Source organism: Aquimarina sp. EL_43 (assembly GCF_943422735.1).
GTDB lineage: Bacteria > Bacteroidota > Bacteroidia > Flavobacteriales > Flavobacteriaceae > Aquimarina > Aquimarina megaterium.
Window position 1 is genome coordinate 5,176,302 of sequence record NZ_CALSBR010000001.1, and the last position, 13,110, is coordinate 5,189,411.

Consider the following 13,110-nt stretch of genomic DNA (forward strand, 5'->3'; position numbering starts at 1 on the left):
ATTAGTTTCCTAATTTATATCCTCACCTTTTTTAAGTTTTTCCAAATCACCATTAAGTCTTCCTTTAAATCGATCAGGAGCGTTACCTAGTGATGTATTTATTGCTTTTATAGCATTTTTATAATCTCCAGTTGCCGAATATGCTTTTGCTAATCCATAGTTAGATGGCCATGCACCTTTACTATTTTTTACGTTATCCTTTAAAACAACAAGTGCTTTATCTTTTTGTCCTAAGCTTATTAATCCTGTCCCTAATCTAAAAATCTGTGTAGTGCTTCCTAGTTTAGCCGCTTTATCCACAAAAGTCATAGCTTCACTTGTTTTTCCTTGCTTAGCCAAAATCTGTGATTTAAGAGATAGGTTAGCAAAAGTTTCTTTACTAAAAAAATTACCCGATATAGAGGCATTAACCCACTCTAATGCCTGATCTAACTCACCAGCATTAAAAGCATAATTTGCCGCGTTATCCCAGCTTGTCTGAGTAAAACCGGCAGAATTACGAAGATCATTTTTGATACCTGTCATGACCACATTTTTTACATCAACTTCGATCTTGAAAGGAATTTCTTTTTTCTCCCATCTCAATGCTGCTACAGCGCTATTGGCTTCAACATTAGGAAATAAAAAAGTTAACATTTCGGTATGTGCAGTTTCTTTGGTTTTAACATCTACACGTAAAGCATCTTCCTTTTCATCATAAAAATAACTTCCCCAGGATGTCGAGTTGTTAGAAAATATAACCGTAGCCCCACCATCTTCTTTTAATGCAATATGAAGCCCGTAAGTACCTGCTTTAATATCTTTTCCTTCAATTTTAACATCGTGAGTAAACGTTATTATCGAATTGCTGTTAGCTCCTGCTCTCCAGGGTGCTGCTTTAGAAGTTCCAAATCCCAGGTTATTATATCCATAAGGAACTAGTTTTCCCCAGATTTCACGTTCCTTTACACTTGGTCTCCCATAATCAATGGTGATATTAGTAACCCCTACACGTTGCATTACCTGTGCACGTTGACTTCCTTCTGGAGTGGTAAGTTGCGCATTTGTTTGAATTGAGAGCAACATCATTGCGCTCACAATACAAGTTGTAATTAAGTTGAATTGTTTCATGACTGTTTTTTTTGATTAATTATTATCACTTAGAGAAATTAAATTTCTAACCTAAACAATGTAAGAGGTATATCTCAATCCTAATGTTACGGTAGTGTTAAACTCAAAAAGAAAGTCATAATTGATTGTTAAACCATGTTATTCTTTTAACAGCTGATTAACAAAGTCTTCAAAATCCTTTTTAAAATTTACATATTTCTGACCTGTAGCCGGGCCATTAAATCCTGTGTGTATTTTACGTACCTGCCCTTTTTTATCAATAAAAATAGTTGTAGGATATGACAATACATGGTTTAGCATTGGTAGTTTTTCTTGTGCTTTTTGTTTATCTGAAGTTCCATATTGCGCCAAAAGAATTGGGTAGGTCACTTTCAGTTTTTGTTGTAGTCGTTTTATAGATTTAAATGCTTTTTCTTCGGTCTTAGCATATTCAAAAGCCAATGCTACAAATTCGGCTCCATTGTTTTTGTGCTTATTCTGATACTCTACATAATATTTGGTTTCATCCATACAGTTTGGGCACCACGTCCCCATAATTTGTACGATTACCACTTTATCTTTAAACCGATCATCTTTAAGCGAAATTTGATTTCCTTCAACATCAGGAAAATTAAATTCTAATGTATCATATCCTTCTTTCAGAAAAGTTAATGAATCTTCAGAAGGTAATTTAAAGTTTTCATTTCTTTTAGCTACAAAAGGTTCTTTCCAATGATTACCCGAATAAAAGTGACCATTTAATGTGCTATCTGTTACCTGTGCAGTAAATAAGAAAGCATGAGCTCCGTCAAAAGTTGATAATTGTAATTGGTCTTTATTTAAAACACCTTCTAAATAACGATAGTCTCCTGTAGTTGTTCTAAATGTACCCGTAACAATATTTCCATTTTGTTTAAAAGTACCTTTAGCAATATACCTGTCTTCTTCATTGTCTTTACTAAAAACTGTTTCCCAATTTCCCGTAATATCATAATTTGATTTTGAAACAATTTCAAATCGATCCTGCTCTCCATATTTTGCTGCAAAAGGTACTACTCTATCAAGGCTTTTTTTAATAAAGCTTCCAGAAATTGTCATAGAATCTATAAATCGACCGGCAATATACCCCTCAAAAACAGGAAGTTTAATTAGTATAGAATCTTTATTAATTATAACTTCATCAACATCAATTGTTTCTTCGGCATTAAAAATTCTTAAGGTCTGATCATCCATTACCTCGATCAGAAAAGGAAGTTTTTTATTGTCCTGAACTTCTAATGTTGCTTTCCATGGGCCACTTTTAAACTCAAACAAATCAAATGGTTTATCTTTCTTACAAGAAGAAAAAATAGTGGTAACAAGTAGAATAATTATGGCTGTTTTTCTCATTATTTGATAGTATAAAAAGTCCGGAAAGTTACTCAAAACTTACCGGACGATTCTCTTTTTATAATTTTATTAAGTTTTTATTGCTCCTTTGCATATAATTTCTCTAATTTTTCTTTTCCTTCTTTCATCTTTTCTTTTCCATTTTTTATTGATTTCTCTAAGGCTTTTAGCTTTTCTTCAGCTTTAGTGATTTTAGTTTCTTTTTCTGCAATTTCTTCTGGAGTTAAAGCTTCTTCTCCTTCTTTTTCCTTTGCTTTTGCTAGACGCTCTTTTGCAGCTTCGATTTTTGCTTTGCCTCTGGTAATTCTTTCTTCATTCTTTTTTAATACTTCGCTACGTTCTTTTACCATGTCTTTAGCCTCTTCGGCTCTGGCCATTCCAAACTCTTTACCTGTTAATCCTTCTTTATTTTTTCCATATGCTTTCCCTTTTATTTTCTTTTCAGCTTTTTCTAAAGCTTTTTCGGCTTTTTCTTCTGCTTTTTCAGCCTTTTCAATAGCTTTATCCTTAGCTTCTTCTGCTTTCTCTTCTAGTTTTTCAACTTTTTCTTCGGCTTTCTCTCTAGCTTTCTCTGCCTTCTTTTGGGCTTTCTCTGCTTTTTTTTCTGCCTTTTCCTGAGTTTTTTCTTTTTTCTTAGCTATTTTTTCTTTTGCTTCTTGAGATTTTCCCTGAGCAATTATCACCTGATTCCCTAAAGTGAAAATCAAAACAAATACCAATATTAGTTTTATAAATTTCATGTTAGTTTTTTTTAGTTAGTGTTAAAATGATTAAGGATGTGAAGGTTTATTACTAGAAGATCTTTTAAATATCATCCAAATCTTCTAAAGATTCTTCTAATTCTTCTACTTTGGTCTCAACTTCTTCAGAAACCTGATCTAATTCAGACTCAATTGCTTCTATTTTTTCTACAACAGCTTTGGTTTCTTCCTCTTCTTTTTTCTTATCTGTACAAGAAATAATTCCGAAAAGAAACATGATAGCAAATAACTTAATTCCTGTTTTCATAATATTAAAATTTGGTTAGAATAAAACTATTATAAATATACCACAATTTTGTTTATAGATATACTTACAACTATTTGTATCCTCTGCCCAATATATTATCTTTACCAACTGAATTTAGAAAGATCACAAATGAAGATTTCATATAACTGGCTGAAGCAATTTATTAATATCGATTGGGATGCAGAGAAAACAGGAGAACTCCTTACCGATCTAGGCTTAGAGGTAGAAGGAATAGAGTCCTATCAAAGTGTAAAAGGAGGATTAGAAGGTGTTGTTATAGGGCAAGTTCTTAATTGCGAAAAACATCCAAATGCAGATAAGCTTAAAATTACCAGAGTAGACTTAGGTAATGGCGAACCGGTTCAGATTGTTTGTGGTGCTCCTAATGTTGCTGCGGGGCAAAAAGTCCCTGTTGCTACTATTGGCACAAAACTTTATAATGATAAAGGTGAAGAATGGGTTATAAAAAAAGGAAAAATAAGAGGTGAAGAAAGCCATGGTATGATCTGTGCTGAAGATGAATTAGGGCTAGGAAAAAGTCATGACGGGATTATGGTCTTAAGTACTGATATCACCGTAGGAACTAAAGCTGCAGATATATTTGATATTGAAAATGATTCTGTGTTTGAAATTGGATTGACTCCTAATCGTGCAGACGCAATGAGTCATTGGGGTACTGCACGTGATCTCAAAGCAGGATTGCTACAAAAAGACCTTAATTTAGAACTTATTACTCCTTCGGTAAGTAATTTCAGAGTAGAAAACAGGTTAAATAAAATTGATATCGAAGTCAAAAATAATGAGATGGCACCCAGATATTGCGGTGTAACGATTTCTGATATTAAAGTAGGAGAATCTCCTGCCTGGTTACAACATAGACTAAAAGCGATAGGAATTACTCCGAAAAATAATGTTGTAGATGTTACCAACTATGTTTTACATGAGTTAGGACAACCTTTACACGCATTTGACGCACACTATATTGAAGGGAATAAAATTGAAGTAAAAACTGTTGATGCCGGTACCAAATTTACAACTCTAGATGAAGTAGAAAGAGAATTACATCAAGAAGACCTTATGATCTGTGATGCTGTAAAACCTCTTTGTATTGCTGGTGTATTTGGAGGAATAAACTCTGGTGTTACAGAAAGAACAACATCAATTTTCTTAGAAAGTGCTTACTTTAATCCTATTAGTATTCGTAAAACCGCAAAACGGCATGGTTTAAACACAGATGCTTCTTTTAGATTTGAAAGGGGTATTGATCCAAATATCACCGAATACGCATTGAAAAGAGCTGCTCTATTAATACAAGAGCTTGCAGGAGGTAATGTTTCTAGTGAAATCATGGATTTATATCCTAAAAAGATTGAAGATTTCCAGGTGATTTTATCTTTTGAAAATACTACAAAGTTAATTGGTGAAGAAATACCTCAAGATACTATTAAAAGGATTCTCACTTCATTAGATATTAAAATTAATAGCGTAACCGAGACAGGAATAGGTCTTACCATTCCGGCGTACAGAAATGATGTACAAAGAGAAGTTGATGTAATAGAAGAAATTCTTAGAGTATACGGGTATAATACTATTGGTTTTACTCAAAAATTAAATGCTTCGATATCAAATATTGATAGGTTCTCTGATCATAATGTGCAAAACACCATATCAAATCAACTTGTTGGTCTGGGATTTCATGAGATGTTAGCCAACTCACTTACCTCTCCTGATTATATTGTCTTGAGTGAACAGCTCAAAAATGAGAATAACGTAGAAATGCTAAATCCACTAAGTAATGATTTGGCAGTAATGAGGCAATCCATGTTATTTTCGGGATTAGAAGCTGTATCATATAATAGTAATAGAAAACGATCAGATCTTAAATTGTTTGAGTTTGGAAAAACATATCATAACTATGAAGATAAAAGAATAGAAAATAAACATCTAAGTATTATTATTTCTGGAAGTAGGTCTAAAGAAACCTGGACTGCAAGTCCGCAAACAAGTGATTTCTTTTACTTAAAAGGAATAGTATTCTCTGTTTTAGAACGTTTAGGACTTACAAGATTAAAAACATCTCCTATAAAGAATGATGTTTTTACTGAAGGGCTTTCTTTAAGTATTGATAAAGCACAATTAGTAGATTTTGGAATACTAAAAAAACCGGTACTTAAACATTTCTCTATTTCTCAGGAAGTATTGTATGCAGATTTTAACTGGGATGTTATTTTAGAATATGCAAAACATAATAAACTAAAGTATAAAGATATTCCAAAATTTCCTGAAGTGCGTCGTGATTTTGCTTTATTACTAGACGATTCTATAAAGTTTGAAGAAATTCATACTATCGCCAAGCAAACCGAGAAACAAATTCTAAAAGATGTAAACTTATTTGACGTGTACCAAGGTAAAAACCTTCCTAAAGGAAAAAAATCGTATGCCGTAAGTTTCATTCTACAGGACGATAATAAGACACTTACCGATAAACAAATCGATAAGATCATGAACAAATTACAGTACAATTTTGAAAATAAATTAGGCGCCGAACTTAGATAAGTAACAGTGTCAAATTTAAGATACTAACCTAAAATACCATTTAAAATATATCATAAAAAAAACCGGAATGTACATTCCGGTTTTTTTTATGATATATAATTTGAAAGCTTTTATTACTAGTTGCCTCCTTCTAAAGCTTTAAGTCTGTCTTTCATTTCGCCAGCCTTAGGATCATCTAACTGATAAAATATATTCATCAATGTACGAATAGCTTCTACATTATCAGGATTACTTTTTAGAGCTCCTTCAAGATAAGGAACAGCTGTTTTATATAATTCTGATCTCTTTTTTGTAAGCTCATCATACTTTCTATTATCACTTGAGGATGTTCCTAAACTATTCATTTCATCTACAATCTTAGTTTCTCCACTTAAAATTATAGAAGCAATATTGATTTGAGCAGCAGTATAATCTGGTTTTAGCTCTAAAGCTTTCTTATAGTAACCTAATGCTTGATCATTATCACCAAGACGAGATGCACTAACTCCTAAATTATATAGTAAATCAGGATTTTCAGGATCGTTAGCTACGATCTGTTCCATAATTTCTTTATACTTAGCAATATTTCCTAATTTATAGTATACATCAGCTTCTGCTTGCTTTAATGCAGAATCTTCTGGGTTCTCTTTTTTAGCATCTTCAATAGCTGCTATTGCTTCTTCATCTTTTCCTTGACTCATGTAGATCAAAGCAATATTTTTTGCGATCTCTCCTTTTCTGGATTCAGAAGTTTTAGTTTCTGGCTTAATGTATTCTCCAGTTTTTACAGAAAGGTCTCTTATTTGTTTAGATTCAAAAACATCAACCTTACCTGTTTCTTTATGAGTTGCAACAAATTCCTTCTTTACCCCACTAAAACCAAGACTTTTTAATTCCTTATAGTATTTTAAAGCAGTATCATAATCTTTATCATTAACAGCATTACTAGCTGCATAATATAAATATGTTGTATCAGCTTTATTGGTAGTATATCCTAAATAAAGTTTTTCTGATGCTCCTTTATAGTTTTTTGCATTCTGATCTTTAATTGCGTTTTCAATTAAAGATTGGCGTAACAATTGTAATTTCTGAGTAGCATCAACAGTATATTTAGATCCTCCTGTGGCTTTTTCAATTTCGATTGTTTTATTATAAGCATTTGCTGCACTTTCAATTTTCTCTAAAGATTCACTTGCAGAAGAAGCTACAACTTGTCCTTTAAAAAAATAATACTGTGCTTTCATTTTATCATCTGCAGCATCCAACAGTCCTTCTGCAGCTTGTAATGCTTCTGTCGCTATATCCATATTACCAGATTTTAAGGCTTTTGCTGCTGCCTTTAATGCCGGTTTCATTGTGGTTTTCTTTTGAGCAAATCCAAAAGCACCAATAGCTAGGAATAGTACTACGATAAATTTAGTTTTCATTACTTGAGTTTTTTTAAAATGGGATTTAATTATTGTTTTGTTTCATTATCAATATTCGTGCCATCTGAAGCGTTATCAGCATCAGTTGTAGAAGAATCAACATCTTCTATATCTTCGTCCTGATCTATATCATCTTCGTCGTGCATAACTTTTGCTACTGCAGCAATAGAATCTTTACCTTTTAAATTAATAAGACGTACACCTTGTGTTGCGCGTCCCATCACACGTAAATCTTCTACGGCAAGTCGAATAGCAATTCCTGATTTATTTATAATCATAAGATCATCTAAATCGGTAACATTCTTAATTGCCACTAGAGATCCTGTTTTATCTGTAACAGAAATGGTTTTAACACCTTTTCCTCCTCTATTTGTTATTCTATAATCTTCTAATTTAGAACGTTTTCCATAACCATTTTCTGAAACTACTAAGATATTACTTTCCATTTCATTAACAGCTACCATACCAATTACTTCATCTTTATCATCGGCAAGTCTGATTCCTCTTACTCCCGAAGCTCCACGTCCCATTGGTCTGGTTTTTTCTTCTTCAAATCGAATTGCTTTACCCGATTTTACTGCTAACATTACCTGGCTTTTACCATCGGTTAATTTCGCTTCGAGAAGCTCATCATTATCCTTTATAGTAATAGCATTAATACCATTTGTTCTCGGTCTGGAATATTGCTCTAAAGATGTCTTTTTGACCTGACCTTTTTTCGTTGCCATAATGACATAGTGTGAATTAATGTACTCTTCATCTTTAAGATCCTGAGTACAGATAAAAGCTTTCACTTTATCATCACTATGTATATTAATTAGATTTTGAATAGCTCTTCCTTTAGAAGTTTTACTTCCTTCAGGAATTTCATATACTCTCATCCAAAAACATTTTCCTTTCTGAGTAAAGAACAGCATATACTGATGATTGGTTCCCACAAATAAATGTTCAAGAAAATCCTCATTACGTGTTGTACTTCCTTTTTGCCCTACTCCTCCTCTATTTTGTTTCTTATATTCATTAAGAGAAGTTCGTTTTATATATCCTGCATGTGAAATCGTAATGACTACTTTTTCATCCGGGATCATATCTTCTATACTCAGATCTCCTCCTGCGTATTCTATTTGAGAGCGGCGTTCATCACCGTATTTTTCTTTTACTTCTATAAGTTCGTCCTTAATGATTTGCATCCTACGCTCCTTCTTCTCCAAAATATCCTTAAGGTCTTCGATCGTTTTCATCAATTCTTCATACTCGGCACGTAATTTATCTTGTTCAAGACCTGTTAACTGTCTTAAACGCATTTCTACAATTGCCTTGGCCTGTATTTCAGAAAGTTTGAAACGCTTTATTAATTTTTCGCGCGCCTCATCTGCATTTGCAGAAGAACGAATTAAAGCAATCACTTCATCAATATTATCAGAAGCTATGATTAAACCTTCAAGAATATGGGCTCTTTCTTCAGCTTTTTTCAATTCATACTTTGTACGACGAACAACAACTTCATGTCTATGTTCTACAAAATAATGAATCATCTCTTTTACATTCAATAACTGTGGTCTTCCATTAACCAGTGCAATATTATTTACACTAAAAGAAGATTGTAAAGCTGTATATTTATATAAAAGGTTTAGTACTATATTAGGTATTGCATCACGTTTTAGAACATATACGACACGCATACCTTTTCTATCAGACTCATCACGTATTGTTGCAATCCCATCAATTTTCTTATCATTAACAAGGTCAGCAGTTTTTTTAATCATGTCTGCTTTATTCACCTGATAAGGAATTTCACTAACAATAATACATTCTCTACCGTTTACCTCTTCAAAACTGGCTTTAGCTCGTATAACGACTCTTCCTCTACCTGTTTTAAAAGCTTCTCTAACACCATCATAACCATAAATTGTTCCTCCTGTAGGAAAATCCGGAGCTTTAATGTATTGTATTAACTCATCAATTTCGATATCATTATTATCGATATATGCAATAGTACCATCAACAACTTCACTTAAATTATGAGGAGGCATATTTGTTGCCATACCTACTGCAATCCCTGAAGCTCCATTTATTAATAATCCCGGAACTCTTGTTGGCAGAACTGTTGGTTCTTGTAAAGTGTCATCAAAATTAAATGTATGGTCTACAGTATCTTTTTCGATATCTGCCAGCATATCCTCGGATATCTTTCGCATTCTTGCTTCTGTATAACGCATAGCCGCAGGGCTATCACCATCTACAGAACCAAAGTTACCTTGGCCATCAACTAACATATATCTCAAACTCCACTCTTGTGCCATACGAACCATCGTATCATATACAGATGTATCACCATGTGGGTGATATTTACCAAGAACTTCTCCTACAATTCTTGCAGATTTCTTGTGGGCACTACTTGCTTTAACACCCAGTTCATACATACCGTATAAAACACGTCTATGCACGGGCTTAAGACCATCCCTAACATCAGGAAGTGCACGAGATACAATAACAGACATTGAATAATCAATGTATGCCGATTTCATCTCATCTTCTATATTGATAGGTATAAGCTTTTCTCCATCAGCCATAAAAAATTATTTTATTCTAAAATTGATTAATTAAACGCGCTAATTTAAGTAAATTAAGACGGTTTTAACAGCCAATTACCCTGTAATATACGGAATTTATTAACAATAGTATAGACAGATGTAGTTAATAAGTCTGTGATCTTAGGTTTTGATTATTAATGCATTTTTTGTCTATTTACCAATACAAGCAAAAAAACCCTAATAGACACTGTCTCAGAGCTGGTGTGTGTATTTTTAGAGCTTGAAATTGCATGACAAAATATCCCAATGTCAAAATATCTAATTAAAAGGAATAGTTTTTGTCAATTTAATTCTAAAAATTACTATTTTAGTTATAAAGAAAGAGAATAATTTTATGGATGATAATTTTTCGCCCAGAGTAAAAGATGTGATTGCGTACAGTAAAGAAGAAGCTCTTAGATTAGGGCATGACTTTATTGGCACAGAACACCTTATGTTAGGGTTGCTACGTGACGGAAGTGGTAAAGCTATTAATATTCTAGATGCGCTAGATATTGATTTGACAAATTTAAGAAGGAAGGTTGAGATCCTAAGCCCTGCAAATCCAAATATAGCTGTCGCCTCGAACGAGAAAAAAAATTTACATTTAACTAGACAAGCAGAAAGAGCATTAAAAACTACTTTTTTGGAAGCTAAGTTATTTCAAAGTTCTTCTATTAATACTGCTCATCTTCTGCTATGTATCCTAAGAAATGAAAATGACCCAACTACAAAACTTTTAAATCGTTTAAAAGTAGATTATGATAATGTTAAAGACCAATTTAAGTTTATGATTGCTAACGAAGAAGAATATATAGATAATCCAAAAGCAGAATCTTTCTCTGAAGATGATGATGATTTAACTGGAGATTCATCTAAAGAAAATCCTTTTAACTCTCCTTCTGGAGGAAGTAAAGCAGGGAAAAAATCTAAAACTCCTGTTTTAGATAACTTTGGCCGTGATTTAACGGCAATGGCAGAAGAAGGAAAACTCGACCCCGTAGTGGGGCGATCCAAAGAGATAGAGCGTGTATCTCAAATATTAAGCAGACGTAAAAAGAATAACCCACTACTCATAGGAGAACCTGGAGTTGGTAAATCTGCCATCGCAGAAGGACTTGCTTTAAGAATAGTAAAACGTAAAGTTTCTAGAATCTTATTTGACAAAAGAGTCGTTACTCTCGATCTGGCAAGCTTAGTTGCAGGAACCAAATATCGTGGACAATTCGAAGAGCGAATGAAAGCGGTAATGAACGAATTAGAAAAGAACGATGATATCATTCTTTTTATAGATGAGATTCATACTATTGTTGGTGCTGGTGGTGCTACAGGAAGCTTAGATGCTTCAAATATGTTTAAACCAGCCTTAGCAAGAGGTGAAATTCAATGTATTGGAGCCACAACCTTAGATGAATATCGCCAATACATAGAAAAAGATGGTGCTTTAGAGAGACGTTTTCAAAAAGTAATTGTAGAACCTACAAATATTGAAGAAACCATAGAAATCCTTAATAACATTAAGGAGAAATATGAAGAACACCACAATGTTAGTTATACACCAGAAGCTATTGAAGCTTGTGTAAAATTAACCAATAGGTATATGACAGATCGCTTTTTACCAGATAAAGCTATTGATGCGTTAGATGAGGCAGGCTCTAGAGTACATATTACCAACATTGATGTTCCTAAAAAAGTACTTGATCTTGAGAAAAAACTTGAAGAAGTAAGAGAACTCAAGAATAGCGTAGTCAAAAAACAAAAATACGAAGAAGCTGCAAAGCTTAGAGATGACGAAAAGAATCTTGAGAAAGAGCTTGGTGTTGCACAAGAACAGTGGGAAAAAGAATCTAAACTACATAAAGAAACTGTTGATGAAGAAAACGTAGCAGATGTAGTTTCTATGATGACTGGTATCCCTGTTAATCGTATAGCGCAAACTGAAAGTAATAAATTAGCCGAATTACCCGACCTAATTATGGGTAAAGTTATAGGTCAGGATGAAGCCGTTACCAAAGTTGTAAAAGCAATACAACGTAACCGTGCCGGTCTTAAAGATCCCAACAAACCTATCGGATCATTTATATTTCTAGGGCAAACCGGGGTTGGTAAAACACAATTAGCTAAAGTTTTGGCCAGAGAACTCTTTGATAGCGAAGACACACTTATTCGTATCGATATGAGTGAGTATATGGAGAAATTTGCAGTTTCCAGACTTATTGGAGCACCTCCTGGGTATGTTGGTTATGAAGAAGGAGGTCAACTTACAGAGAAAGTAAGAAGAAAGCCATATGCAGTTATTCTATTAGATGAAATAGAAAAAGCACATCCCGATGTCTTTAATATGATGCTTCAAGTATTAGATGATGGATATCTTACTGATAGTCTTGGACGTAAAATTGATTTTAGAAATGCTATAATCATCATGACATCTAACATTGGAGCTCGTAAACTGAAAGATTTTGGACAAGGAGTTGGCTTTGGAACTTCTGCCAAAAAGACTCAAGCAGAAGATTATGCTAAAGGAGTAATCGAAAATGCATTAAAAAAAGCATTTGCTCCTGAGTTTTTAAACCGAGTAGATGATGTTATTGTATTTAATGCATTAGAACGAGAGGATATTCATAAAATTATCGATATCGAACTTGATAAACTATACGGACGAATCAAAGATCTTGGTTACGACTTATCTTTAAGTGAAAAAGCTAAGGATTATATTACCGAAAAAGGTTTCGATAGACAGTATGGCGCAAGACCTTTAAAAAGAGCTATCCAAAAATATATAGAAGATGCTTTAGCAGAAGAGATCATCAATTCTCAGCTTGAAGAAGGTGATAGTATATTTATGGATATGGATGATGATTCTGGCGAATTGACAATTACCATTAAAAAAGCTGAAGAATCAACCGAATCTTAACTTAATATTTATAATAAAAAATACAAAAGAGACTGTTACCTATAAGTAACAGTCTCTTTTAATATAGATTAAAAACATGTAACAGCCTTAAATTCAATCGTACAAAAATTACAAAAAACACAATAATAAGATTACCAGAGAACTTTTCTAATCCCCTTTCTAATTCATGTTTTTT

The 13,110-nt window shown here is 33.2% G+C and carries 8 protein-coding genes; 2 read left to right on the forward strand and 6 right to left on the reverse strand.

The window, feature by feature from the left end; translation table 11 throughout:
• Positions 1-9: 9 nt before the first annotated feature.
• The 4 genes from NNL09_RS22305 to NNL09_RS22320 all read right to left on the reverse strand — a co-directional run bounded on the left by NNL09_RS22305 (position 10) and on the right by NNL09_RS22320 (position 3,486).
• Positions 10-1,110 (reverse strand): DUF2911 domain-containing protein, encoded by a 1,101-nt coding sequence (locus NNL09_RS22305; protein ID WP_196911377.1) that lies wholly within the window; start codon positions 1,108-1,110, stop codon positions 10-12.
• Between the two features lie 138 nt (positions 1,111-1,248).
• Positions 1,249-2,478 (reverse strand): peroxiredoxin, encoded by a 1,230-nt coding sequence (locus NNL09_RS22310; RefSeq protein WP_196911378.1) that lies wholly within the window; start codon positions 2,476-2,478, stop codon positions 1,249-1,251.
• Between the two features lie 77 nt (positions 2,479-2,555).
• Positions 2,556-3,218 (reverse strand): hypothetical protein, encoded by a 663-nt coding sequence (locus NNL09_RS22315; RefSeq protein ID WP_025667470.1) that lies wholly within the window; start codon positions 3,216-3,218, stop codon positions 2,556-2,558.
• Between the two features lie 64 nt (positions 3,219-3,282).
• A complete protein-coding gene (locus tag NNL09_RS22320; protein ID WP_025667469.1) occupies positions 3,283-3,486 on the reverse strand; it encodes a hypothetical protein in 204 nt (67 codons plus the stop codon).
• A gap of 129 nt (positions 3,487-3,615) precedes the next feature.
• On the opposite strand from NNL09_RS22320, the gene pheT reads away from it, so the two are divergent.
• Positions 3,616-6,042 carry a phenylalanine--tRNA ligase subunit beta gene (gene pheT, locus NNL09_RS22325; protein ID WP_196911379.1) on the forward strand — a complete coding sequence of 809 codons (2,427 nt, stop codon included), beginning with the start codon at positions 3,616-3,618 and terminating at the stop codon, positions 6,040-6,042.
• A gap of 116 nt (positions 6,043-6,158) precedes the next feature.
• On the opposite strand, the gene NNL09_RS22330 is transcribed toward pheT, so the two are convergent.
• Both NNL09_RS22330 and gyrA read right to left on the reverse strand, forming a co-directional pair.
• Positions 6,159-7,448: a lipopolysaccharide assembly protein LapB gene (locus tag NNL09_RS22330; protein ID WP_025667467.1), complete on the reverse strand. Its 1,290-nt coding sequence runs from the start codon at positions 7,446-7,448 to the stop codon at positions 6,159-6,161.
• Between the two features lie 29 nt (positions 7,449-7,477).
• Complete coding sequence (gene gyrA / locus NNL09_RS22335) at positions 7,478-10,021, reverse strand: DNA gyrase subunit A (RefSeq protein WP_025667465.1); 2,544 nt, start codon at positions 10,019-10,021, stop codon at positions 7,478-7,480.
• A gap of 355 nt (positions 10,022-10,376) precedes the next feature.
• Between gyrA and NNL09_RS22340 the strand changes: the two genes are divergently transcribed.
• Positions 10,377-12,935, forward strand: a complete 2,559-nt coding sequence (locus tag NNL09_RS22340) for an ATP-dependent Clp protease ATP-binding subunit (protein WP_025667464.1) — start codon at positions 10,377-10,379, stop codon at positions 12,933-12,935.
• Positions 12,936-13,110 lie beyond the last annotated feature (175 nt).